This is a genomic window from Acinetobacter psychrotolerans (assembly GCF_048552595.1).
Taxonomy (GTDB): Bacteria; Pseudomonadota; Gammaproteobacteria; order Pseudomonadales; family Moraxellaceae; genus Acinetobacter.
The window spans coordinates 20,544-45,743 of record NZ_JBIMDK010000016.1; the positions used below are offsets into that span (position 1 = coordinate 20,544).

Here is a 25,200-nt window from a genome sequence, read left to right on the forward strand (position 1 = left end):
TAGCACGACATGTGCTGACGTTATTTTTTTTATCTATAGAAAATCTATACTTATTTCAGGCACAATCAAGCTAATTTAAAAATGCTATAGCTTTCACGCTTTGGAAATTGCTGATGTCGAATAATAACTTTTCTCAAATCGCAGCCTTCATTTGGTCGGTTGCAGATTTACTTCGTGGTGACTTTAAACAATCGCAATATGGACGTGTCATTTTACCGTTCACCTTGTTACGTCGCCTAGAGTGCGTGCTTGCTGAAAGTAAAGCAGCTGTTGTGGCAGAGCATGAAAGAATTCAGCTGTTGAACCTGCCTGAAGAAGCACAAGAAAAGTTCTTATTACGTGCCACCAATGAATTGGCATTCTTTAATACATCGCCTATGGATTTAGGCAAGATGGGTCAAACCGATATTAAAGCCAATTTAAAAACTTATGTGCAAAGTTTTTCTAAAGATGCACGTGAGATTTTTGAGCATTTTAAATTCGATGAATTTGTCGGTTTACTCGATGATGCCAACTTACTCTATAAAGTCGTGAAAATGTTTGCCACGACTGATCTCAGTCCTGAAGCTGTTTCTAACCATGAAATGGGTTTAGTGTTTGAAGAGTTGATCCGTCGTTTTGCCGAAGGTTCGAACGAAACCGCAGGGGAGCACTTTACCCCGCGTGACATTGTGCGCTTAACCACATCACTGGTGTTTATGGAGGATGATGAAGCCTTAAGTAAAGAGGGTATTATTCGTACCATATACGATCCAACGGCAGGTACGGGTGGATTTTTATCGTCTGGGATGGAATATGTACTGGAGCTCAACCCGAATGCGGTGATGCGTGCTTTTGGTCAGGAGCTAAATCCTGAGTCTTATGCCATCTGTAAAGCAGACATGCTGATTAAAGGTCAGGATGTCAGCCGAATCAAACTCGGCAATACCTTATCCAATGACCAACTTTCACAAGATAAATTTGATTACATGCTGTCCAATCCACCTTTTGGGGTGGACTGGAAAAAGATTGAACAAGATATTAAAGATGAACATCAAGTCAAAGGCTTTGATGGGCGTTTTGGTGCCGGCTTGCCACGTGTATCGGATGGTTCTTTACTGTTCCTGATGCACTTGATTAGTAAAATGCGTAATCGTGACCAAGCCAATGATCAAGGTAGCCGAATCGGAATTATCTTGAATGGTTCACCGTTGTTTACCGGTAGCGCAGGCAGTGGTGAAAGTGAAATCCGTCGTTATATTCTAGAAGCTGACTTGCTTGAAGCGATTATCGCTTTACCCAATGACATGTTCTATAACACTGGTATTGCCACTTATATCTGGGTACTCAGTAACAAGAAAGATGCTGAGCGTAAAGGAAAAGTACAGCTGATTGATGGCAGTCATCTATACAGCAAGATGCGTAAGTCTCTCGGCTCTAAGCGTAATGAGATGAGCGAAGACGATATCAAGACCATTATCCGCAGTTTTGGTGACTTTGAAGTGATGGATGCACGTACACTGGATAAACCCGCTGATGTTAAGTCTAATCGTGGTCGCCAGTCTGCCAGTCCAAAAACAGAAACTGCCAAAACCTTTGCCAGTAAAATCTTTAACAGCTATGAATTCGGTTATCGCCGCGTGACCATTGAACGTCCATTGCGTTTATCTGCACAGATTACGGATGAGGCGATTGCTTCTTTACGTTTTGCACCCAAGCCTTTTAATGCGGTGATGCAAAGCATTTATGAGCAGTTTGGTGCGGCATGGACAGATGCATCCACAGACCAAAGCTATGGTGATTTATCCGAGCTTGCGCTTGAAGTGCGTGCCTTGATTAAAGCCGAATATCCTGAGCTTAAAGAAAAAGACATTAAAGATGTACTGGATAGCAAAATATGGTTATTCCAAAAGGAACTCATGCACAAGGCTCAAGCCTTACAAGACTACATTGGCACGGCGCAATCAGACGACTTTAACCAGTTTGATGAAAGCTTAAAGCATGCCTTTAAAGCCACAGACATCAAGCTCGACAGCAAAGAGAAAAAACAATTCCTCGATGCGATTAGCTGGAAAAACCCTGAAGCTGAACCCGTGATTGGTAAAGTGGTAAAAGGTGCTGAAAACCCGCTTTATGGTCAGTTTAGCTATAACGGCAAAGTGGTTGAGTTTGTACAGGATGGTGATTTGCGTGATGCGGAAAATATTGCTTTAAATCCAAACGTAGAAACCACCGATTTAATCGAGTCTTATTTTAAACGCGAAGTTCAGCCGCATGTGCCGGATGCATGGATTAATGCCGACAAGCGTGATGATAAAGATGGCGAGATTGGCATAGTGGGTTATGAGATTCCGTTTAACCGTCATTTTTATGTGTATGAACCGCCACGTGACCTGGCCGAGATTGATGCGGATCTGGATGCGGTGAGCCGTGAAATTATGGCACTTCTGCAAGAGGTGCATTCTTAATGATTGGTTATGAAAAATATAAATTAACTCATTCTTTGGGATTTGAAAAAATTCCCGTGGAGTGGGACTTAAAGAAAGTGAAATATTTATTCCACATAGGTCGAGGACGTGTCATTTCACAAGAAGAGCTAATGGATAATGGTTTATATCCAGTTTTCTCTTCACAAACTCAAAATAATGGGTGTCTTGGTTATATCAATACATTTGATTTTGATTGTGATCAACTGACATGGACAACTGATGGAGCAAATGCAGGAACTGTATTTATTCGGTCAGGTAAACATAATTGCACTAACGTATGCGGTACGTTACAGCCGATAACATATCAAACTAATTTAAAATTTAGTCACTATGCACTTCAATATGCCACTCAATTTCATAAGCGACCTGATACAAATGGCGCAAAGATTATGAATAATGAAATGGCGGAGATTAGTTTTGCCCTGCCTGCTGAATGTGAACAGTTTAAAATTATTGAGTATCTCGACCATGAAACCGCAAAAATTGACAGCCTGATTGAAAAGCAACAACAGTTGATTGAACTGCTTAAAGAAAAACGTCAAGCGGTGATTAGCCATGCCGTAACCAAAGGTTTAAATCCTGATGTGGCAATGAAAGATTCAGGTGTGGAATGGTTAGGGCAAGTGCCAGAGCATTGGGTAAAAATTAAATTAAAATTCATTGTAAAAAGTATTATTGATGCAGAACATAAAACTGCTCCATATTTTGAAGATGGTGAATATCTAGTTTGTCGTACAACCAATGTAAGAAATGGGCAATTAAAGTTAGATGGTGGTAAGTATACAAATCAAGATACATATAACGAGTGGACTCAAAGGGCTATTCCTGAAATAGGAGATATTCTTTTTACAAGAGAAGCTCCAGCAGGTGAGGCATGTGTTTATGATGGATCTGTACCACTATGTTTAGGACAAAGAATGGTTCTATTTAAGTTAGATCAATCAAAAGTTTGTCCTGATTTTGTCTTGTACTCAATTTATTCAGGTTTAGCTGATGATTTTATTAAGCAGTTATCTCAGGGAAGTACAGTGACACATTTTAATATGTCTGATATTCAAAATATTCCCTTATTTGAACCACCACAAAATGAACAAATAAAAATTAAAGAATATTTAATGGCAATTACTGGTCGTTATGATGAGCTAATTTCAAAAGCCGAATCAGCAATTCAACTGATGCAAGAACGCCGCACCGCACTTATTTCCGCAGCCGTTACCGGAAAGATCGACGTCCGCAACTGGCAAAATCCAAATAACAACAATGAAGCTAAAACGGAGTTTAGCGCATGAGTCTAGATGCAACCCGGGAAAATAATTTCCAAAATGACATGATTCAGCACATGCAAGCCAACGGTTGGGTATTGGGTACAGCCAAACACTACGACCGTGAAAATGCATTGTATAGCGCAGACGTTTTAAGCTTTGTGCAAACGACTCAGCCTGAAGAATGGAAGAAGTTTTGCCAGAACTATCCGATCGATTCAGAACAAAAATTTATTGATGCCTTGGTGATACAACTCAAAAAAGCCGACATCAATGCCACCGATCAAGCTTCACGTAGTTACGGCACCCTGGGCGTGTTACGTCATGGGCTAAAAATCCGTAATGCTCGTTTTAAACTCTGCCAGTTTAAACCTGAGCATAATCTCAATGCCGATACTTTAGCGCGTTACAAGCAGAACATTTGCCGTGTGGTGCCTGAGTTGGTGTATAGCCCATATGCCACAAAAGCAGAATTAGACAGTACAGGTGTGCAAGCCAAAAAATGGCGCATCGATCTGGTGCTGTTTATCAATGGCTTGCCTGTTTCCACGCTGGAGCTTAAATCTGAATTCAAGCAGACTGTGCAAAATGCGATTACCCAATATAAAAAAACGCGTTTGCCTAAAGACCCTGATACCAATAAGCCTGAACCCTTACTGACCTTTAAACGTGGTGCATTGGTACATTTTGCCGTGAGTCAGTATGAAGTCTATATGACTACACATCTGGCAGGAGATAGCACCTTTTTCTTGCCATTTAATAAAGGTACGCATGACGGCGGTGCAGGCAATGATGCACCTGAAGACCAAACCCGCTATGCCACAGACTATTTATGGAATGAAGTTTTAACGCCTGATAATTTACTCAATATTCTCGGACGTTTTGTTCACCTCAATATTGAAGATAAAGAAGATGCAGAAGGGCGTAAATACAAGCGCGAGAGCCTCATCTTTCCACGTTACCATCAGTGGAATGTGGTCACCAAACTGGTTCAAGATGCCAAAGAGAATGGCACAGGGCATAAATACCTGATCCAGCACAGTGCCGGTTCAGGTAAATCCAATTCGATTGCATGGACAGCGCATCAGCTTTCCACTTTGTACGATGAACACGGCAATAAACAGTTTGATTCCGTGATTGTGGTGACGGATCGCACCATCCTAGATGCACAGCTACAAGACACGATTTATCAGTTTGAACATGCCGATGGCGTAGTTGGACGCATTAATAATAAAGAAGGTGATGGCTCCAAGTCAGAGAAACTGGCAACGTCACTGGAAAAATCTCAACCGATTATTATTGTCACCATTCAGACCTTCCCCTTTGTACTCAAAGCCATTGAAAACAGCACTGCACTCAAAGAAAGACGTTATGCGGTCATTGCCGACGAAGCACATTCATCACAAAGCGGTTCAACGGCGCGACAACTCAAAGAAGTCTTGATGACGGACAGCAGTGATGAAGATGTCATGCTGTCTTCAGAAGATATTTTAGATGCAACCTTGGCAGCGCGTCGTGCCAATCCAAACGTCAGTTATTACGCCTTTACCGCAACACCTAAAGCCAAAACCCTAGAATTGTTTGGACGTTGCCCAAATCCTTTATTGCCACCGTCAGTAGAGAATAAACCTGAAGCCTATCATATCTATTCCATGCGCCAAGCGATTGAAGAAGGCTTTATTTTAGATGTCCTGAAGAACTACACCAACTATAAAGTGGTGTATAAACTGACGCAAAAGCTGGCAAGCAAAGACCATGAGGTGGATGCTAAAAAAGCCAAGGTGAAGGTCAATCAATGGGTACGTTTGCATGACCACAATATTTCACAAAAAGTAAAAGTGATCATTGAACATTTTAAAAAGAATGTGATGGGCCTATTGGGCGGTCAAGCTAAAGCTATGGTGGTTACTAGCTCACGTAAAGAAGCTGTACGCTATAAACTCGCTTTTGATAAATATGTGGCTGAACAACGTTATCAGTCGATTCAAGCCATGGTTGCATTCTCGGGTGAAGTAGAGTTTAACGATTCAGATCCGAATAGCAGTGCATTAGTCGGGCAGAAATTTACTGAAAACAACATGAACCCGAATTTAAAAGGGCGTGAAATGCGTAAGGCATTTGATAGTGATGATTATCAGGTGATGTTAGTCGCTAACAAGTTCCAGACGGGTTTTGACCAACCAAAACTCTGTGCCATGTACGTGGATAAAAAACTCGGTGGGGTAGAGTGTGTACAAACCTTGTCCCGCTTAAACCGGACGTATCCAGGTAAAGCTGAGTCAGGCACTTTTGTGCTCGATTTCTTTAATGAACCTGATGAAATTTTAGAAGCATTTCAGCCGTATTATCAAACCGCTGAACTAGCAGATGTTACTGATCCTGATAAGGTCTTTGAGTTGTTTAATAAGCTCAAAAGCAATGGCATCTTTTTGTGGTCGGAAGTTGAGCAGTTTGCCACGGCATTTTTTAGCCGCAATAAATCCAATGCAGTACTGGCGAATATCTGTAAGCCTGCTATTGAGCGTTGGCAGCAGCGCTATAACACGGCGATTGCTGCATATAGTAAAACCAAAGACATGCTGGAACGCTGTAAACAAACAGGTGATGCTGTCTTGATTGGTAATGCAGAAAAGGATTTTGCTGAAGCCAAAAAAGCCAAAGATGAACTGGAAATCTTTAAAAAGGATTTAGGCACTTTCACTCGCTTTTATGAGTTCATGTCACAAATCGTGGATTATGATGATAAGGAGCTGGAGAAGCTAAGTCTGTTTGCGCGTAACCTGAGACCGATGCTACGTGAAAATATCATCTTAGATGATGAAATTGATTTAAGTAATATCGAGATGAGTCACTATCGGTTGTCTAAACTGCGTCAGATTGATATTGAGTTACAAGCCAATAGCACTGAACATCAGTTAGAGCCAAGTAATGATGTGGGGAGTGCGACCGCGAAGGACAAAAAGGAAGATTTTTTATCCAGCATTATTCATCGTTTAAATGAAGTCTTTGTGACAGATAAGCTGACCGATCAAGACATGATTAATTACGCGAACACCATTGCAGACAAAGTCTATGAGAATAATGGAGTGATGTCGCAGATTGCCAATAACACACGTGAGCAAGCAATGCTAGGCGATTTCCCTCGTGCTATTGATGATGCCATTCTAGGCAGTCATGAAGCACATAGAGAGCAGATGATGCAATTGCTTTCAGATCCATCTAAGGCACATATTTTTGGTCATTTGATTTTTGATATGTTGGCGAATCGTGGGCAGATGCCGCTACGTTAGGAAATTAGAGCGTGCGGTATTTAAAAGGTGAATAATTTTAGAGAGGGAGAGGGGAAAGAAAATGCAAATTGATGCCCAAGTAAAAAGTATTTCAGATATTAATCAGTTCTTTATTGTTCCAGATTATCAAAGAGAATATGTCTGGAAAGTTAATGACCAAGTAAAACAATTCATCACAGACATAGATAATGCCTTTGAAACTTCAAGTAATGATTCGAGCTACTATTTAGGGTCAGTTATTATTGTTAAAAAAAATGATAATTATGATGTCATTGATGGTCAGCAACGTCTTACTACAATTGTATTAACTCTATGTGCATTAAAAGATTTTTTAGAGAGTATTACTCGTACTGAATCTGCTGAAAACTTCTATACTGCGATTAAATCATGGTTGTCGACTTTTAATATGAAAACGGCATCTCATCAAAACCGTGTAGAGTTGCAATACGAAGAAAGCCAAAATTATGTAGGCTATCTTATTCATAAAAAAGAATACAAAGGTAAGGTTACGCCATCTATTCAAAAAATGCAGGCAGCCTACGATGCGATGTATGAGTATGTTGGAAGTTTGAATAATGAAGGACAAGAGCATCTAGTTGATTTTATTACTTTCTTCTTCAATAAAATTGTCTTGGTTTTTATTGTTTCTGCAGATCTTCATGGTGCATTAAAAATATTTGAAACTAGTAATCAGCGTGGCGCAAGTCTAGATGCTATGGATTTGGTTAAAAATCTGATTTTTAGTGAAGCTAATGAAAAAGATTTTCCTGATATTAAATCTAAATGGAAAACGATTGTTGGAAATATTCATGCCTGTAAAGAAGGGGAGAATCCATTACGTTTTCTACGCTATTTTTTAATGGCGCGTTATTATAATAATGGAATTTTACGTGAGGAAGATATCTATAAATGGATTATTTCTGAAGGTGAGCCATTAATCAACTATAAAAAGAAACCAATAGAATTTGTGAATGCATTATTAAGTGCTTCAGAACGTTATTCAAAACTAGTTAACGCGACAAGTTTAGCTGACCATCATCAAACGTATCATGCTGTAATTAACATTGGCTACATTAATAAATATATGTCTAGACAGCACTTATTGCTATTGTTGGCATTAGATGTTAATTGTGAAGATGAAGTAATTAATTATCTGGCGAAACAGTTAGAAACTTTATTTTTCGTGAACAATACTTTAGGTATACAAGCTAAATATAATGAGAATAATTTTAGTATTTGGGTGCAATATTTCCGCGGTTTAAAAACTATTGAACAAGTAAAAGTTGCTGTGGAAAAAACCATTGCAAAATATATTACTAAAAAGGCAGCCGAATTTAAACAAACTTTCTTAATAAAACGTCATGATGCTTTTAATCCGTTGTATCGTTTACGTTATATTTTAGGTACTTTAGAAAATAAAGCAGCTGAACTTTGTAATATGCCACTGAAAGATCATGGATTTATCCAAAGTCTTCAAGTCGAACATATTTTACCTCAGACGCCTAAGGCAGATGTAATTCCTGAAGCATATGGAGCTGACTATTTAGAATATTCTAGTCAGGTTTACATGTTAGGTAACGTGACATTATTAGAAAGTCAGATTAATCAGGCAGTTAATAATTTTAATGACCTAAGTGCAGATTGGTTTAAGCAAAAGCAATCTGAATATAAAAATTCAGCACTAGTACTAAGCAAAATGCTAGATGATGAATTTAGTATTGGTAAAAATACTTCAACGAATCAATTTATCCATGATTATAACTATGCTTTTAATGAATGGAAAAAGGAACAGATTCACCAGCGTCAGCAAGTTTTACTGAATTTAGCTCTTTTGTCTTGGACAATTAATGGACAAAGAATAGACCAATATAAATTTACTGATGAAGATGAGCAACGTATAAACATAGATCAAGTTGCTGCAGAGGTATTATAAGGAAACTATAGGTCAAGGTGATATTAGGTTATTCTAACTAGCTCAACATATTGTTTAATTATTTATTAAAATAATATCTAAATTTTATTTCAGCAGCCACTTCGGTGGCTGCTGAAATAAAAAAACCTACCATAGAAACTTTTAAAAATTTTAAGTAGAAAAAATATTATCTCTGCAAAATAGCCATATAAAATGAACTTAAAAATTGAGTTTATTACATAGACTTTTACATCATCTTCCGCTTAGGGAAAGGCACAATTTTATTTCTTAAACTATCAATAAAATCTGACCATTCCTGCATCATCTTTACTCGATATTCTAAATGTTGTGCGTGGTTATACGCTTGAGAAACAGCATTACCGACTCGATGCGCTAACTGAATTTCAATAGCATCATGCATATAGCCTTGTTCATGAAGAGTCGTTGATGCAAGCCCACGAAACCCATGTCCAGTCATTTTACCGTTATAACCCATTGTGCGAATTACGCAGAGTAGGGCATTACTGCTCATAGGTCTGGCAGTGCTGTGGTTATAGAAAACGTATTGCTTATTGCCTGTAAGAGGTCTTAAGCCTTCTATTAATTCAATTGCCTGTCTTGATAAGGGAACGATATGAGGCTGAGCCATTTTCATTTTTTCAGCAGGAATACGCCATAAATGATTATCAAAATCAATCTCATTCCACTCCATCATTCTAAGCTCAGCGGTGCGTACAAATGTGAGAGTCATTAGTTGAATCGCTGTTTTGATCATTGGATTACCATGATAGTGATCCATACGCTCAAGGAAGGGTGGAAACTCAGAAATATCTAAGCGTGCCATATGCTTTGTTTTTCGCGGTTTTAGGGCCTCTCCTAAGTGTGGTGTAGGGTCATTCTCGATGAGACCTTTACGAATTGCGAAACGGAAAATCCGCCCAGCTAAAGGTATTGAACGCTTAGCCATTTCTTGTGCTCCTCTGGCTTCAATCTTTTTAGCACAAGCAAGCACATCTTTACCTTTGATTTGGTCAATCGGCATATTACCCAAAGCAGGGAAAAGGTCTTTCTCAAATACAGATAAGTCACGTAAATAAGTATTTACTTTAATTACAGCTTTACGGTCTTCCATCCACTCCATTGCAAGTGTTTTAAAAAGTGTATTTTCATCGGCCTGTAGTTTCTTTTGTTTCTTTGCTTCATTGGGATTAATCCCATCTTTTAGCTTTAATCGTGCTTCATCTCTTACTCTTCTTGCTTGGGCAAGCGTCGTATCTGGATATGTACCAATACTGAAAATATTCTCTTTACCATTGAAGCGGAACTTCATCCGCCAATGCATACCACCTGAAGGTGTTACCTCCAGATACATGCCTTTTTCATCAGAGTATTTAGTTTTTTTCTCTGACGGTTTGATTTTTCTGACTTGAGCATCTGTAAGCATTGCAATTTTTCCGCAGAATTGGGGGTATAATTTTGGGGGTAATTTATTATACCCTCAGTTATACCCCCAACTATATCAAGCTTGCAATAGACAAAGTGGATTGTATTAGACATAAAAAAAGACCTAAACCCTTTAGATTTAAGTCTTTTAAGATCTCATGAGACATCACGAGAATAGTATTTGGCGGTGAGAGAGGGATTCGAACCCTCGATACGCGCAAACGTATACACACTTTCCAGGCGTGCTCCTTAAGCCACTCGGACACCTCACCAAGGCGTGGGATAATAACCAAAAAAAAGAAATATGCCAAGCAACAATTGATATAGAGCAAATTTTTTTTCACAGTGATATCATTCCAAAAAAATAGTGTCTACTTCTAGAAGACGTTTTATGCAAAGTACTGCAAAAAAAGCAGCGTTACCCGCAATTACGCTAGCAGCATTAGGTGTCGTTTTTGGAGACATTGGAACCAGTCCCTTATACGCACTACGCCAATGTTTCCTTACCGCACATATCGCAATTACCGAAGCAACTGTTCTTGGAATCTTATCGTTGATTTTCTGGTGCATGATGCTCACCATTAGCTTCAAATACGTCACCATCATCATGCGTGCAGACAACAATGGTGAAGGCGGTATTATTTCTTTATTGGCACTGAACCTTAGATCCAATAGAATTCCAGATAATCGAAAAATCTATTTGATTGCACTTGGGTTTATTGGTGCATCATTATTCTTTGGTGATGGAATTATTACGCCAGCAATTTCCGTACTTTCAGCTATTGAAGGTTTAAGTATTGCCACACCAATGTTTAATAGATGGTTAATGCCTTTAGCAATAGGAATTCTAGCAGCACTGTTCCTCGTACAAAGACATGGTACGGGTACAATGGGCAAGTTCTTCGGTCCAATAACGTTGACATGGTTCGCATCCATCGGTCTTGTTGGGATCTATAGTATTAGCCAAACGCCATACGTTCTTGCCATGCTCAGCCCACATTGGGCATTAAACTTTATTTTTCACCAACCCTACGTGGCTTTTTTGACCATGGGTGCAGTAATTTTAACGGTCACAGGTGGTGAAGCACTGTATGCAGATATGGGGCATTTTGGACGATTGCCCATCCGTTTAGGGTGGTTCATTATTGTTTTGCCATGTTTATTGTTAAATTATGCAGGACAAGGTGCATTATTACTGCGTGACCCGAATGCAATTGAAAACCCATTCTATCTATTGGTTCCAGATTGGGGTTTATACCCAATGATTGCTTTAGCCACAGCCGCTGCTGTCATTGCTTCACAAGCAGTGATCACAGGGGTGTTTTCAATGGCAAATCAGGCAATACAGTTACGCTATTTACCTCGATTGACTGTACATCACACTTCAGATGTTGAGCAAGGGCAGATTTATTTACCCTTTATCAATTGGGTGCTATTTGTATCCATTGTTTTACTTATTGTCATTTTTCAAAACAGTGCCAATTTAGCCAATGCTTATGGTGTTGCTGTGACCATGACGATGTTCTGTGATACAGTTTTAATCTCAATCTTAGCCTATAGTTTTTGGCGTTGGTCAAAGTGGAAAGTGGCTTTATTTGTAATTCCTTTTCTCGTGATTGATATTGTATTTATTGGGTCAACATCCCTGAAAATTATTTCTGGAGGATGGGTGCCAATTCTGATTGGTGCAATGGTTTTCACCATTCTTATGACGTGGAAGACAGGTCGTGAAATTGTATTCAATCGTTTAGAAAAGGATGCATTGCCTTTAGATTTATTTATCAAAAGTGTCAGTTTGAGTGATGAAACAAAGTTTGTACCAGGGCAAGCTGTTTTCTTAACAGGAAATCCAAACATTGTGCCACATGCGATGTTGCATAATATTAAGCATAATAAAGTCTTACACGAACGAAATATTCTCGTCACTGTTATTACCCGTGATGTGCCATATGTTCCAGATCAGGAGCGGATCAGAGTAGAGGTATTAAATGAGAAGTTCCAACGTATTTTTGTTTACTACGGGTTTAAAGATCAGCCTGATATTCCGAATGCGCTAGAACTGGCTTATGGTCAACTTGAGATTGATTTTGACATGATGCACATTAGTTTCTTCATCTCTCGTGATCGTTTGATTCATACAGTAGGGGATGGTATGGCACCGTGGCGAGAAAAGTTGTTTATTTCAATGCAACGAAATACCAGCCCAGTGAGTGATTTTTATCAGATTCCACCAAATCGTGTGGTGGAAATGGGTAGTCAGATCGAAATTTAATTCAATTCCAAATTAAAGTATAAAAAGCCAAGATTATTCTTGGCTTTTTATTGATCCTCAATCTTTTAAAGCGCTATTTTTCATGAATTAACGCGACAAATCATGTCGCTTATGGCTCGAATTATCTATATTCAACATGCGATAATCTTATGTGTAAGAGCCGTGAATGTTGGGAAATAATTTATTTTTCAGAATTGAGTATTGAATTGAGAATAGATTGTTACATCCAGTGTTGCTTTACTAAACAATATTTGTAGAAGCTTTATTCAGTTGAATATTCAATCAATATCTTTCAGGGTGGGCTCTTGATAAGCTATTTAAATTCAAATATTTAATTTTTAATTTAAATAAGGTAGTTGCGTCTTTGGGAAAGTTTTTGTTGAAAAATTCAGTTGTTAAAATCATATTGGGTGTTGTGGCGACTGGAAGTTTTGCAATTGCTTTTGGGCAAGAACGTATTGCCCAATTTATACCTTTTGCCCAAGGGAAAAGTTTAAATTCAGATTGTTTATCTCAATTTTATAGAGATCAACCACCTATTCTAGTCAAAGATAATTTAAAGAAAAATAGTTATCCGCTTTGTTTTAATGGCTTTAATGTCATGTATTCAGGTGTATCAAAAACACCATTATGGACAGCAGAATATTTATCTCCAAAGCGTTTAAGCCAAAAAATAAAGCGTGAAGATAGTTTTCATGAAGAAACACGTGTAAGTGCTGAACATCGTGCATTATTGTCGGATTATCGTGCTTCTGGTTATGATCGTGGACATATGTCACCCAATGCCGATATGCCGAATAAAAGCGCACAATATGATAGTTTTTCACTTGCCAATATGGTGCCGCAAGCACCTAAAAATAATCAACAAATTTGGCGAGAGCTTGAGGAAGCAACCCGTGCAATTGTGACGAAACAGAAAAAAGACGTTTATGTCATCACAGGGCCACTTTTTTCGGGTAAAAAGCTGAAAACCCTAGGTCGTGGAGTGATTGTTCCGACAGCTGTATTTAAAGCCATTTATATTCCAGAGCAGGGCATTATTGGTGCTTACTATGCGCCAAATAATAATTCACTACAGGTTAAAGTGGTGAGCGTTTGTTATTTAGAAGAACAGTTGGGAATGAATTTATTTCCACAACTCACAGAAGAACAAAAACGTAACACCTATAAACTGCCTTTAACTGCAACTCAGGTAAAAGCAAATAAGAAGATAGACTATTCACACTGGGATGCAGAGAGCCAATGTGCCGAAGATGTGACTCAAGATGAAATTAAGGCTTTGCAAAAGCAATTTCAGCCGAAAGGAAGTGTTACTGCGACATCAGATGTTGGGCTACCTAAAGTGGACCAACAAACTCAAGATACTTTGGTTAAACAATTGGTTGAGGCTTTATTGCAATATATTTTACAAATTTTAAAATAATTGAATGCTTAAGTGATGGCTAGTTTTTTAAATCGATTTATACTGAATCATATCTAAAAAAACTGAGCACATTAAAATGTTTAAAGCGTTTGAAAATGGGACAGAATCACATTCGATTCATGATTTAACTTTAGAAAACCAAGATGATTGTGTGAGTATTTATGGCAATTTACAGATCACCAAAGATCAAGCAGGATTAAAAGCAGCAAAAGTTTTACAAAATTATTTAAATGATATTGTTGCAGCTTTAGAAAAACAACCAGATTTACCAGAACAAATTGTACGTCAAACTGAAGGTGAAATAGAAAATCCATTTCTTTAATTTTTCTTTATTTTTAAGTTAAGTAATTATTTTTAGATATAAATTCAGGCTAATTCTAAATAAAAAACCTGCATCACGCAGGTTTTTTATTATTGAGAAATCGTTTCATTTTTTGAGTTGATTCTATGAATTATTGTTGAGGTTCTTTGCCTACAACTTTATAAATCATTGCACCAATCACCGCACCAACAATTGGAGCAACCCAGAATAACCACAATTGGCTCAGTGCTTCAGTTTGTGCAAATAATGCAACAGCAGTACTACGTGCAGGATTTACCGAAGTATTGGTGACTGGAATACTGATTAAGTGAATGAGTGTTAATGCTAAACCAATGGCTATCGGTGCAAAGCCAACAGGTGCACGCTTATCTGTAGAACCAAGAATGACAATTAAGAAGATTGCAGTAAGTACCACTTCAATGATCAGCGCTGAAATCATTGAATATTTACCGGGTGATAAATCGCCAAAACCATTGCTTGCAAAGCCACCCGTACCTGTGAATCCTGCTTGCCCTTGGACAATGAGATACAAAACAAATGCAGCAAAAATACCACCAACCACTTGGGCAATAATATAGGGCACTAAATCTTTGGCATCAAAGCGACCACCGACCCATAAGCCAACACTGACAGCAGGGTTGAAGTGTCCACCAGAGATATGACCTAAAGCATAAGCACCTGTTAATACAGTCAGACCGAATGCCAAAGATACACCGACGAAACCAATGCCTAATTCAGGGAAGGCTGCTGCCAAAACAGCACTACCACATCCGCCAAACACGAGCCAGAATGTTCCAATAAATTCTGCAAAATATTTATTCATGATTTTTCCTATTTTTATAGAAAGATATGGCTATACAATTCATCATGAAATTGTGAATAGCCTTTTGATTATATTGTGATACAAATCACTTTTTGTGAGAGTAATCATAATCTAAAAATATGAAAATAGAATAACAAATAGGCATTTTTTACATAAAAAATCTTAATATAGAAATTATATTTGTAAGATAAAGTCGATTAACAATAAATTAATGCTAGAAATATCAACTTAAAGCGTGAAAAAGTTTTATCTAATATTCATCACTTTATCATTATCCAGCTTTTTTTGAGCCCGCCATTGTTGTGGTGTCAGCCCAGTCCATTGTTTAAAGGCGCGTTGGAAGGCACTTTGTTCTGAATAACTGAGTAATAATGCGATTTCATGTAGACTTAAATAAGGGTCTTGTAAGTACTGTGCTGCCAAAAGTTGTCGGACGTCTTGGACACGTTGTTGATAGGTGGTGTCTTGGCTTTGTAAATGGCGTTGCAATTGTCGTGTAGACATATTGAGTTGTTTTGCAATGCTTTTAATTTGATAATTATTTTTTTGTAGTCCCAATAAAATACTTTGCTGTAAACGCTCATCTAATTGCGTGGTATTGGGCAGTGTTTCGAGTAAAGCTTGAGCTTGGCGCATCAATAATTTTTGTAAAGTTTGATCACTTTGTTTAATGGGGATAGCAAGTGCATTGAGAGGAAATATGAGTTCAACTTTATCTTGTTGAAATTTTACAGGACAATTAAAAAAAGCTTCATAAGCCATTACATTTTTAGGCTTATGATGAATAAAATTAACCTGATAGAGCTTAATTCCATCGGCGATGAAAAATCTTAAAAACTGAATCATGACCGCAATCGCAATTTCATCAGTAATTTGCGTGGTTAAATGACTGGGCAGGTTTTCCCAACGTATCGAGATATGTTGTTCATCATAATATTCAATTTTGAGTGGGCTTCCATCATAAATTAAACGATGAAAATCGTGATAACGAGTGAGTGCTTCACCTAAGGTTTCACATGATTGTGCAATATAACCAATAATGCCAATATGCTTAGGTTGTACATAGTCAGCAATTTCAAGCCCTAGAGCCGAACGCTGTAGTTGTAATTGAATGTCATCCAAAATTTGACGCCAAATGGTGTAATCAAAGCGTTCAACATTTTGAACCTGCTGTAGTGCTGCTGAAATTTTTAGACCTTTAGCCTCGCTAAAAGTATAGAGTAATTGCCCAAGACCACCATATACGGAGCCGGCATAGTCCTTTAGCTGCATCATTTACACATCTTGTTATTGTTGGTTCCAGTCGTATTTAGTTTTAGCGCAAAGTTATTTTAATCGAGTTTAAAGAACACAAGCAAGCGTATCTCAACGGATTGATGGTGATATAAGTGAATGATCTTCGATTGTCGTTATTTGTCAATGAAAAGGTTTTTACATGTCAATATCTTTTTTTTTAGCTATTCTATAGTCAATATAAGAATAAGGAGATCCGCCATGTTAAAAGGTTTTGTTGTAGGTTTGGTTGTGGCAAATGGATTCGAATGGGTTGCACATAAATTCATTTTGCATGGTACGCATCGTACAGGGCAACCACGTTATAGCCCTGTTCCTCGTAGTATGAAGTCTCATTGGGAACACCATCGTGAGGTTCGTAAGCAGGAATTCCATGATGATGGTTATGTGGAAGGGATTTCAAATTGGCGTACTAAAAATGAAATTGTTTCACTAGCTGTCGTGGCAGGTATTGCAGGTTTGGCTTTCTACCCAATTTCAAAAGGTATGGCAGCAGCAGCACTATATAGTGCGGGGAATTATTATTATATTCATCGCCGTGCTCATTTGGAGCCTGATTGGGCAATGAAAAAAATTCCTTGGCATTATGATCACCACATGAACTCAAACCAAGATGCGAACTGGTGTGTAACTAAGCCGTGGTTTGATTACATTATGGGTACACGCGTCGTTTCATCGGCAGATCTTAAAGAGCAGAATCCATTGGGTGTGAACTTACCAAAACCAATAGCCGTTTGGTTGTCTACAACGGTGGAAAAATATTTCCCTGCACAATGGGTTGATAAATCGCCAAAATTGATTGATCAAAGCAACGATAATGCTATGGATTCAGTGGCGTAAATTTGAGTACATGATTTATCAATGGAAGATGCAATGGGTGACAGTGCTGTCGTGAATAGTCAAAAAATATGTATATATTGTCAATATCTATGTGGTTGATTCGGTTAGATTAGCAAGTGTAGTTATCTCAGAATGCAAATGCTGTTGTTTCTGAAGTTTATAGGAGTCTCCAAGACTCCTTTTTTTATGCCTAGAGAAAAGCCATGTTGTGCTATTTAGGGCAATAAAAAAGAGCCTCTTAAGAGACTCTTTTTGCATGCGGGCATCGTCTTGGATTTGTATAATACGATGCCTTATTTTCTACTCGAAGCAGGTTTTTGGTCTTGCGTTCGGGCAGAGTTGTGGTCTACTTATCCTCACTCAGGTTTTAGACCTTCAGCTTTTTCCAATGAGTCATCATTATTGAAAAACTTTTCACGCTGTACTTCTAAAAACTTTTTTGCATCGGCTTCAAACACATTTAAACGCTTCTCATTGATGAGCGTTGTTTGGTGTTTTAACCATTCTTGCCAAGCTTGTTTAGAGACATTTTCAAAAAATTCTAAACCTTTTGCCCCTGGAAATGGTGCAAAATCTAAACCTTCTAACTCTTTTTGATATTTACGGCAAAAAACTTGTCGAGACATATCAAAGCTCCTTATGCATAAAGTTGTTCTAAACGAGTGTAAGCACGTTCAATTGCAGCAGCAACTTGAGCAGGTGCAGTTCCACCAATGTGATTACGTGCATTGACAGAAGCTTCTAAAGTCAAAGCTTTTTCAAAGACATCTGCTTGGATTAAGTCTGAAAATTGTTGCAGTTGCTCAAGCGTAAGTTCAGATAAATCTTTCGATTCCTGCACACCTAAAGCAACGGCTTTACCGACAATTTCATGTGCGTCACGGAATGCAACGCCATTCTTAACCAAATAATCTGCTAAGTCTGTTGCGGTAGAGAAACCACGTAAAGCAGCTTCACGCATGATTTCGATATTCGGTACAAGTGCAGGAATCATATCCGCAAATGCCATGAGTGAACCACGAACGGTATCAATCGCGTCGAATAAAGGTTCTTTATCTTCTTGATTGTCTTTGTTATATGCCAAAGGTTGACCCTTCATGAGTGTAAGTAGACTCATTAAGTCACCATAAACACGACCCGTCTTACCACGAATTAACTCAGGAACATCTGGGTTTTTCTTTTGTGGCATGATGGATGAACCCGTACAGAAACGGTCTGGAATATTCACAAATTTAAACTGTGCAGATGTCCAAAGGATCATTTCTTCTGACATGCGTGACATATGCATCATGATTAACGCTGCAGCAGCATTGAATTCAATTGCAAAATCACGGTCAGATACAGCGTCGAGTGAGTTTTCTGCAACAGCTTCGAAACCAAGTAATTCCGCAGTAAATGCACGGTCAATTGGATAAGTTGTTCCTGCCAGTGCAGCAGAGCCTAAAGGCATACGGTTAACGCGTTTACGACAATCGATTAAGCGTTCAGAATCACGAACTAACATTTCAAACCAAGCCATTAAGTGGTGACCAAAAGTCACAGGCTGTGCAGTTTGTAAATGAGTAAAGCCAGGCATAATGGTGTCAGTATTTTTAGCCGCTAAGCTTAGAATACCTTTTTGTAATTTTTCCAGTAATTTTAAAATAGCATCAATTTCGTCACGTACATAAAGACGAATATCGGTTGCTACTTGGTCATTACGGCTACGACCAGTATGTAATTTTTTGCCTGTAATACCAATACGCTGCGTTAAACGTGATTCGATATTCATGTGCACATCTTCTAAATCGATGCGCCATTCGAAGTTGCCTGCTTCAATTTCAGCTTGAATTGTATTCAAACCGTTGCGAATGTCATCACGTTCTTGTTCTGTTAAGACACCTACTTTTGCTAACATGGTTGCATGTGCAATAGAGCCTGCAATATCTTGTTTATAAAAGCGTTGGTCAAATTGAACAGATGCAGTAAATTCAGCAACAAAGGCATCAGTAGCTTCAGAGAAACGACCGCCCCACATACCAGAAGTTTCGGTTTGTGACGGATTAGAGGAATTAGAAGATGTGGTCATATCGGCTCAATAAGAAAAAAAGCAGTAAAACTCGCAGCAGTATAGCAAATTCAGCCTCGCTTGCCGAAGTAAAGCGCAATCAATCGTCAATAAAATCTGCAGGACAAGGTTTGCAGTCTTATTTTTTTAGCAAAATTGGGCATCGTCAGTATTTAATTGAACTGTTTATTGCCAGTAATGTGCTGGCTTTATTATTGGCTTTAGCAGAAGCGCAATCTTGGCATAATTTAAATATCGGCCATGTTTTAGAGTATATTTTATATATCAATTGGATTTTATTGGCATTCGCTGCATTTCAAGATTTTTTTCAGAAAAGATTGGATCAGTGGAGTTATTTTGCAATTGCGATATTTAGCTTTTTATTGCTACAGGTTATTGTGCTGTGTACCACGGTTGCTTTGAATATTATTCAATATTGGGGCAGCCATTTTTCATTGGAAAATATTTCCTCAGCGCATATTTATCACAACGTAGTTTTACATTTAAGTTATGGGGTTTTGCTTGGCGCATTTTGTTTGCGTTATATGTATATTCGTGAGCAAGCGGTGTTACAACAAAACAGTGAGCTCAATGCACGTATTCAAGCGATGCAGGCTCGGATTCATCCGCATTTTCTATTTAATAGTTTAAATAGTGTGGTTAGTCTAATCGCAACTGATCCCGATAAAGCTGAACAGATGTTGATTAATTTGTCTAAATTATTTAGAGCAAGTCTTCAAGAATTAAAATTGGTTACCCTACAAGAAGAAATTCAATTATGTAAACAATATATCGCAATAGAGCAAATTCGTCTGGGAGATCGTTTAAATGTCGAGTGGAATATTCATCAACCTTTGTTACTCGGTCGGGTCTCAATTCCTTTGTTAACCTTACAACCCTTGATTGAAAATAGTATTTTTCACGGTGTTGAAAAAAAAATCATCGATGCCAAGATAGGCATATTGGTTGAAATATTGGAAAATCAAGTCAATATAGTCATTACTAACCCATTTTTACAGGATAGAATAAAACTTAGAGAAGGGCATGGAATTGCTTTAGAAAATGTAAAACAGCGTTTAAAAGCACATTTTGGCGATACTGTTTATTTTCGAAGTTATGCGGGACATGAATTATTTACCACAGTAATTCAATATCAGTATAAAAAGAGATTTGTAGGACAAACATTAAAATAAATATGATGGATTTGGGAGAGGAGGATAAATGGACATCCTAATTTGTGATGATGAACCCCTTGCAGTGGAACGTTTGTCACGGTTGGTGTCGCAATTGGGACATCATGTTATCGCCACAGCACTACATGGCAAACAAGCTTTAGAAATGGTTCAAAAGTATGAGCCAGATGTTGTGTTGCTCGATATTCAGATGCCCGAAATGGATGGATTAAGCTGTGCGCAACATTTGTCGCATTTTGATCCAATGCCAGCCATTATCTTTTGTACAGCGTATGATGAATATGCTTTGCAAGCGATTCAGTCACAAGCAAAGGGATATTTGTTAAAACCGATTGCAAAAGAAGAATTGGAAACAGTTTTGGATAATGTTACAAAACTGACGCAAGCTCAACTCACTAACTTAGAACAAAAAGAACTCATGGAAGAAAAAGTGCAAAGACAGCAAATAGCTGCAAAGACGTATAAAGGTTTAGAGTTGATTCCTGTTGAAAATATTTATTATTTTTTAGCAGATCAAAAATATGTCACTGTGCGCCACAGGAATGGCAGTGTACTTATTGATGAGACTTTAAAAGACCTAGAAACGGAATTTGCAGATCGATTTATTCGAATTCATCGTAATGCCTTAATTTCACTGGATTATCTAGATGGATTGGAAGTGGTAACGTCAGGGCAATACCAAGCAAGATGTCGAGAGCTAGATGAGCGATTGGCGGTCAGCCGCAGACATTTACCTTACCTTAGAGAGCGCATGCAGAACTTATAGTATGATGTGAACATTAAATGATTTTGATAATTTACTTGCATTTTTAAGAGAGCAGGGTAAGTTTAGGTTGTTTAAATTTTGGCAAATCTGAAATGATGAAAACCTTGAAAATCGCAACACGTCAAAGTCCACTTGCATTATGGCAGGCTGAGCACATCCGTGAGCGTATAGAACAATTACATTCACATGTGAAAGTAGAGTTGGTGACTTTTGTTACTCAAGGCGACAAAATTTTAGACACACCATTGGCTAAAATTGGTGGTAAAGGTTTATTTGTTAAAGAATTAGAAGCTGCTTTACTCGATGGGCGTGCAGATTTAGCCGTACATTCAATGAAAGATGTACCGATGCTAATGCCTGAAGGCTTAGAACTTGCTGTGATTTGCGAACGAGAAGATCCTCTGGATGCTTTTGTCTCGAATAACTATGAAAAATTTGAAGATTTACCTCTAGGTGCGAAGCTTGGAACGTCAAGTTTGCGTCGTAAATGTCAGATTTTAAAACAGCGTCCAGATTTAGATATTATTGATTTACGTGGCAATGTTGGCACACGTTTATCCAAGCTAGATGCAGGTCAATATGATGCGATTATTCTTGCGAGTGCTGGGTTAAAACGATTGGGGCTTGCCGAGCGTATCCGTCATACATTAACCGCTGAAATTAGTTTGCCTGCTGTTGGGCAAGGTGCATTGGGCTTAGAATGCCGTTCGGATGATCAAGAAATTTTAGATCTGATTATGCCGTTGATGCATGCTGAAACCAATACGTGTGTACGAGCAGAGCGTGCTTTCAATGCTTATTTGGAAGGCGGTTGCCAAGTACCTATTGCTGGTTTTGCCCAATTGGACAATCAAATATTGACGCTTGAAGGTCGCGTGGGTAGCCCTGATGGTCAGGTATTGTTGCGGAGCCAAGTTCAGGGAGCTCAAGTAGATGCTGAACAATTGGGCGTGCAACTTGCACAAAATTTGCTTCAACAAGGTGCTGGGGAAATACTCAAAGCACTTTATCAAGATTAGTTTTAAGCTTCGATGCTGTTTATTAATACCCGCCCCATTGAACGTGCGCAGCTGCTCACAACATGTTTGCGTGAGGCAGGTTTTGATGTGGTTGATTTGCCTTTGTTGGCGCTTAAAGCGAGGCCTTTTAGCCACCAGTTGCAATCTCTGTATTCACAACTTCAATATGCTCAAATGGTTGTTGTGGTCAGTCCCACGGCTGTAGATATTGGAATGCAATATTTACAGCAAGCAGGTATTTCGCTTGCACAAATACAACATCTTCAATGGATTGCTGTAGGTAAGAAGACAGCGCAGAAACTGGCGGAATTTGGTGTGCGGAGCCATATACCAGAAGTTGAAACTTCAGAAGGTATGTTGGGCTTACCCATTTTCAAACAGCTTAAAAATATCACTCAAATTGCGTTTTGGCGTGGTGAGGGTGGTCGTCAATTTATGATGCAGCATTTTGAAAATTGTCATATTGATGTTTTAAATTTTGTGTTATACGAGCGTTCTTGTCCTAAATCGAGTTTGGAACAATTCCCATCTTTTGTGGCGAAATTGGGTCAATATGATACGCCATATTGGAATTGTATCAGCAGTGAAGCCAGTTGGAATCATTGGCTTGCATTGACCCAAAGGCATGATAGCCTTGTCCATGCTTGCCATTATTTGGTTTTAGGTGAGCGTTTGTATCAATTATTAGTCAATCATAAAAAGAAAACTGACAAATGTTTTAAAATCAGTAAAATTTTAAATTTAGAACCAGAAACGATTCTGCACACTATGTTGCAGTTGCAAAGGAAACTATGAAGAAGCTTATTTATGTCTTATTGTTGATCGCTATAGGATGGCTCATTAAGTTGAGTTATGACTTCTATCAAGTTTCGCAACAACTCAATGATATACAGCAAAGTTTACATAATAGTGAACAAAAAAATGCCAGTTTAAATGATCGATTGGTCGCAGTTCAAAGGCAAACAGATGATCCTACTCAAGCCAATGTTCAAAAGGCTTCACCTGTTCAAGTCAATGAGCCCACTGTTGGGCTGAGTCCAAGCGTACTGATTAAACAGCAATTGGAATTGGTTCAATTTGCGATTCAACAGCAACAATATATTTATGCACTTGAACATTTAACCCATATAAATCAGTCGTTAGATCAATATACTTTGGCTGATGCAGTTAAACAAAGTTTACATCAAGCTATTGCACAAGATATGCAGAGTATTCAACAATTTATCATTGCGAAAAATGAACAACAAGAACGGTTAATCACCTTGATTAAGCAAATAGATGTGAGCTTAATGAGTGAGTTAAAACGTAATCAATTGAGCCCTACAAAAAATCAGCCTGAACATTTTTGGCAAAAATGGTTACAGATAGATATTATTGCGGAGCAATCACCTGAACTGACCAACCGTAAATTTATTTTAAAAGAAGTTCAATTTAGAGTTTTACTCGCACAACAGCTGCTTATGAAAGGGCAGAGTGTGGAGTTTCAGGAAATGTTGAATCATGCCATTCAGCAATTGGATCAATTACCTGATGCTTCGAGTCAACAATTAAAACAACAATTGATTCAACTGAAACAGAAACCATTACTTCCTGCACCAAAGCTCAATAGTATCGCTGTATTGGGGCAGTAAAATGAAACATATTATTCTGATTTATGCCTTTATTAGTTTAATTATTTTAGCTGTGTTGAGTGTGTTGAGTTATTCAGCTGGTGCAGGATATGTTTATGTTTTATGGCATAACATTCAAATTCAAACCAATATTTGGGTACTTATCTTTTTTGGCGTTATTCTGAGTTTTTTATTGCATAGTGCATGGCTTCTACTCAAGCGTTATTTAAATCGGGAAAAGCGTAAACTTGAACAAGTATTGAGTTTTGAACAGTTACATCCTTTTGAAAAGCTTGGAGTATTGTGGTTGTTGGATGGTGAGGATGAACAGCAACAAGTGATTCAACAGGTTTTTGATCAATCTGGATTATTGAAACAGATTATTCATGCGCAACTTTTATATAAACAGCAGAATTTTTCAGAAGCATTGAGTATTTTAGAGCATAGTCCGCCTTCGGCATTTGAATTGGCGGAGATTTTACGTATTGAAGTTTATTTGGCGCAAAATGATGATCAACAGGCTTTAACGCATTTAGAATTTTTGAATGGGCATGATCTCTCGCCGTGGTTGGAGCCACTTACAGCAAGTTATGCGCTCAGTATTCAAAAATTATGGGGGAAATTTGCGATCCAATTCCCATGGCAGTATCTGCACTCTACTCAGTTTGGGCAACTTGAAATTTCAACTAAACAACAATGGTTAACGCAACTTTTATGTTGTTATGAACAAGGCAGTTTTGAGGATTTAGAATTATTACAGCAAAAGTTTTTGGACATTGCCGATCAATTGGAACAAATGCCTTACGACACTAAAGTATTGTGGTTAAAAATCATCACCCGATTGCCCGAACTGGCTCATCAACAACAGCAATTGGCAATCCAACTTTTAAATGAAAAATTTGATCAAGATATATTCTATCTTTGGTTCCAGCAACAGTTATTAAGACAAAATCCAGATTATGAATACTTAGAACAACAGATTTTAAATTTAGAAAATAAGTATTTAGATATACCAGTATTTAGTTTTGCAAAATGGCACATATATAGTGCAACACAACGTGAGTATGATGCAGAGCAGCTTTTAGCATTATATCCAAATGATGTATTAATGAATTATCTGAGAGTTAAAGCAACATTAAATGGAAATGATGAATTAATTCAACAGTTGAATTCTATTTTTGAAAAAGATACCAATTATATTCAGTTTAAAATTTGAG

At 38.1% G+C, this 25,200-nt stretch carries 19 protein-coding genes and 1 tRNA gene; 14 read left to right on the forward strand and 6 right to left on the reverse strand.

What is annotated here, in order from left to right; all coding sequences use genetic code 11:
• Positions 1-113 precede the first annotated feature (113 nt).
• From ACG94X_RS13100 to ACG94X_RS13115, 4 genes are all read left to right on the forward strand, one after another.
• Positions 114-2,447 (forward strand): type I restriction-modification system subunit M, encoded by a 2,334-nt coding sequence (locus tag ACG94X_RS13100; RefSeq protein ID WP_419384158.1) that lies wholly within the window; start codon positions 114-116, stop codon positions 2,445-2,447.
• Positions 2,447-3,757, forward strand: coding sequence for a restriction endonuclease subunit S (locus tag ACG94X_RS13105; RefSeq protein WP_419384159.1), 1,311 nt, complete (start codon positions 2,447-2,449; stop codon positions 3,755-3,757). Before ACG94X_RS13100 ends, ACG94X_RS13105 begins: the two co-directional genes overlap by 1 nt.
• Positions 3,754-7,020, forward strand: a complete 3,267-nt coding sequence (locus tag ACG94X_RS13110) for a type I restriction endonuclease subunit R (RefSeq protein WP_419384160.1) — start codon at positions 3,754-3,756, stop codon at positions 7,018-7,020. Before ACG94X_RS13105 ends, ACG94X_RS13110 begins: the two co-directional genes overlap by 4 nt.
• Before the next feature lie 61 nt (positions 7,021-7,081).
• Positions 7,082-8,953: a DUF262 domain-containing protein gene (locus tag ACG94X_RS13115; protein ID WP_374665225.1), complete on the forward strand. Its 1,872-nt coding sequence runs from the start codon at positions 7,082-7,084 to the stop codon at positions 8,951-8,953.
• A 226-nt stretch (positions 8,954-9,179) separates the two neighbouring features.
• Here the strand turns inward: ACG94X_RS13115 and ACG94X_RS13120 are convergent, their stop codons facing one another.
• On the reverse strand, positions 9,180-10,376 hold the full coding sequence (locus ACG94X_RS13120; protein ID WP_374665227.1) for a tyrosine-type recombinase/integrase: 1,197 nt from the start codon (positions 10,374-10,376) through the stop codon (positions 9,180-9,182).
• Positions 10,377-10,557: 181 nt separating this feature from the next.
• Positions 10,558-10,647, reverse strand: a tRNA-Ser gene (locus ACG94X_RS13125).
• A gap of 119 nt (positions 10,648-10,766) precedes the next feature.
• Here ACG94X_RS13125 and ACG94X_RS13130 point away from each other — a divergent pair.
• The 3 genes from ACG94X_RS13130 (at position 10,767) to ACG94X_RS13140 (ending at position 14,392) form a co-directional block, all read left to right on the forward strand.
• Entirely contained in the window at positions 10,767-12,647 is a 1,881-nt protein-coding gene (locus ACG94X_RS13130) for a potassium transporter Kup (RefSeq protein WP_419384161.1), read from the forward strand.
• 376 nt (positions 12,648-13,023) lie between these two features.
• Positions 13,024-14,070 carry a DNA/RNA non-specific endonuclease gene (locus ACG94X_RS13135; RefSeq protein ID WP_419384162.1) on the forward strand — a complete coding sequence of 349 codons (1,047 nt, stop codon included), beginning with the start codon at positions 13,024-13,026 and terminating at the stop codon, positions 14,068-14,070.
• A 76-nt stretch (positions 14,071-14,146) separates the two neighbouring features.
• Positions 14,147-14,392: a hypothetical protein gene (locus ACG94X_RS13140; RefSeq protein ID WP_419384163.1), complete on the forward strand. Its 246-nt coding sequence runs from the start codon at positions 14,147-14,149 to the stop codon at positions 14,390-14,392.
• A 130-nt stretch (positions 14,393-14,522) separates the two neighbouring features.
• On the opposite strand, the gene aqpZ is transcribed toward ACG94X_RS13140, so the two are convergent.
• Both aqpZ and ACG94X_RS13150 read right to left on the reverse strand, forming a co-directional pair.
• On the reverse strand, positions 14,523-15,215 hold the full coding sequence (gene aqpZ, locus ACG94X_RS13145) for an aquaporin Z (protein ID WP_419384164.1): 693 nt from the start codon (positions 15,213-15,215) through the stop codon (positions 14,523-14,525).
• Between the two features lie 246 nt (positions 15,216-15,461).
• Positions 15,462-16,490 (reverse strand): AraC family transcriptional regulator, encoded by a 1,029-nt coding sequence (locus tag ACG94X_RS13150; protein WP_419384165.1) that lies wholly within the window; start codon positions 16,488-16,490, stop codon positions 15,462-15,464.
• A gap of 219 nt (positions 16,491-16,709) precedes the next feature.
• On the opposite strand from ACG94X_RS13150, the gene ACG94X_RS13155 reads away from it, so the two are divergent.
• Positions 16,710-17,348: a hypothetical protein gene (locus tag ACG94X_RS13155; RefSeq protein WP_419384166.1), complete on the forward strand. Its 639-nt coding sequence runs from the start codon at positions 16,710-16,712 to the stop codon at positions 17,346-17,348.
• A 356-nt stretch (positions 17,349-17,704) separates the two neighbouring features.
• Here ACG94X_RS13155 and ACG94X_RS13160 read toward each other — a convergent pair whose 3' ends face one another.
• Together ACG94X_RS13160 and argH are read right to left on the reverse strand one after the other, a co-directional pair.
• Positions 17,705-17,974, reverse strand: a complete 270-nt coding sequence (locus ACG94X_RS13160; RefSeq protein ID WP_419384167.1) for an oxidative damage protection protein — start codon at positions 17,972-17,974, stop codon at positions 17,705-17,707.
• A gap of 11 nt (positions 17,975-17,985) precedes the next feature.
• Positions 17,986-19,416: an argininosuccinate lyase gene (gene argH, locus ACG94X_RS13165; protein ID WP_419384168.1), complete on the reverse strand. Its 1,431-nt coding sequence runs from the start codon at positions 19,414-19,416 to the stop codon at positions 17,986-17,988.
• Here argH and ACG94X_RS13170 point away from each other — a divergent pair.
• From ACG94X_RS13170 to ACG94X_RS13195, 6 genes are all read left to right on the forward strand, one after another.
• A complete protein-coding gene (locus ACG94X_RS13170; RefSeq protein ID WP_419384169.1) occupies positions 19,407-20,588 on the forward strand; it encodes a sensor histidine kinase in 1,182 nt (393 codons plus the stop codon). The genes argH and ACG94X_RS13170 overlap by 10 nt on opposite strands.
• Positions 20,589-20,616: 28 nt before the next feature.
• Positions 20,617-21,354 carry a LytR/AlgR family response regulator transcription factor gene (locus ACG94X_RS13175; RefSeq protein WP_419384170.1) on the forward strand — a complete coding sequence of 246 codons (738 nt, stop codon included), beginning with the start codon at positions 20,617-20,619 and terminating at the stop codon, positions 21,352-21,354.
• A 95-nt stretch (positions 21,355-21,449) separates the two neighbouring features.
• Entirely contained in the window at positions 21,450-22,373 is a 924-nt protein-coding gene (gene hemC / locus ACG94X_RS13180; protein ID WP_419384198.1) for a hydroxymethylbilane synthase, read from the forward strand.
• A gap of 12 nt (positions 22,374-22,385) precedes the next feature.
• Positions 22,386-23,168, forward strand: coding sequence for a uroporphyrinogen-III synthase (locus ACG94X_RS13185; RefSeq protein WP_419384171.1), 783 nt, complete (start codon positions 22,386-22,388; stop codon positions 23,166-23,168).
• Complete coding sequence (locus ACG94X_RS13190; protein WP_419384172.1) at positions 23,165-24,004, forward strand: hypothetical protein; 840 nt, start codon at positions 23,165-23,167, stop codon at positions 24,002-24,004. The genes ACG94X_RS13185 and ACG94X_RS13190 overlap by 4 nt, the downstream gene beginning before the upstream one ends.
• Position 24,005: 1 nt before the next feature.
• Positions 24,006-25,199 (forward strand): YfgM family protein, encoded by a 1,194-nt coding sequence (locus tag ACG94X_RS13195; protein ID WP_419384173.1) that lies wholly within the window; start codon positions 24,006-24,008, stop codon positions 25,197-25,199.
• The last annotated feature ends 1 nt before the right edge of the window (position 25,200 follow it).

Bases quoted from the DNA above. Each gene is read 5' to 3' on its own strand.
- ACG94X_RS13100 (WP_419384158.1), top strand. From the start codon at position 114: ATGTCGAATAATAACTTTTCTCAAATCGCAGCCTTCATTTGGTCGGTT.
- ACG94X_RS13105 (WP_419384159.1), top strand. From the start codon at position 2,447: ATGATTGGTTATGAAAAATATAAATTAACTCATTCTTTGGGATTTGAA.
- ACG94X_RS13110 (WP_419384160.1), top strand. From the start codon at position 3,754: ATGAGTCTAGATGCAACCCGGGAAAATAATTTCCAAAATGACATGATT.
- ACG94X_RS13115 (WP_374665225.1), top strand. From the start codon at position 7,082: ATGCAAATTGATGCCCAAGTAAAAAGTATTTCAGATATTAATCAGTTC.
- ACG94X_RS13120 (WP_374665227.1), bottom strand. From the start codon at position 10,376: ATGCTTACAGATGCTCAAGTCAGAAAAATCAAACCGTCAGAGAAAAAA.
- ACG94X_RS13130 (WP_419384161.1), top strand. From the start codon at position 10,767: ATGCAAAGTACTGCAAAAAAAGCAGCGTTACCCGCAATTACGCTAGCA.
- ACG94X_RS13140 (WP_419384163.1), top strand. From the start codon at position 14,147: ATGTTTAAAGCGTTTGAAAATGGGACAGAATCACATTCGATTCATGAT.
- aqpZ (WP_419384164.1), bottom strand. From the start codon at position 15,215: ATGAATAAATATTTTGCAGAATTTATTGGAACATTCTGGCTCGTGTTT.
- ACG94X_RS13150 (WP_419384165.1), bottom strand. From the start codon at position 16,490: ATGATGCAGCTAAAGGACTATGCCGGCTCCGTATATGGTGGTCTTGGG.
- ACG94X_RS13155 (WP_419384166.1), top strand. From the start codon at position 16,710: ATGTTAAAAGGTTTTGTTGTAGGTTTGGTTGTGGCAAATGGATTCGAA.
- ACG94X_RS13160 (WP_419384167.1), bottom strand. From the start codon at position 17,974: ATGTCTCGACAAGTTTTTTGCCGTAAATATCAAAAAGAGTTAGAAGGT.
- ACG94X_RS13170 (WP_419384169.1), top strand. From the start codon at position 19,407: ATGTGGTCATATCGGCTCAATAAGAAAAAAAGCAGTAAAACTCGCAGC.
- argH (WP_419384168.1), bottom strand. From the start codon at position 19,416: ATGACCACATCTTCTAATTCCTCTAATCCGTCACAAACCGAAACTTCT.
- ACG94X_RS13175 (WP_419384170.1), top strand. From the start codon at position 20,617: ATGGACATCCTAATTTGTGATGATGAACCCCTTGCAGTGGAACGTTTG.
- hemC (WP_419384198.1), top strand. From the start codon at position 21,450: ATGAAAACCTTGAAAATCGCAACACGTCAAAGTCCACTTGCATTATGG.
- ACG94X_RS13185 (WP_419384171.1), top strand. From the start codon at position 22,386: ATGCTGTTTATTAATACCCGCCCCATTGAACGTGCGCAGCTGCTCACA.
- ACG94X_RS13190 (WP_419384172.1), top strand. From the start codon at position 23,165: ATGAAGAAGCTTATTTATGTCTTATTGTTGATCGCTATAGGATGGCTC.
- ACG94X_RS13195 (WP_419384173.1), top strand. From the start codon at position 24,006: ATGAAACATATTATTCTGATTTATGCCTTTATTAGTTTAATTATTTTA.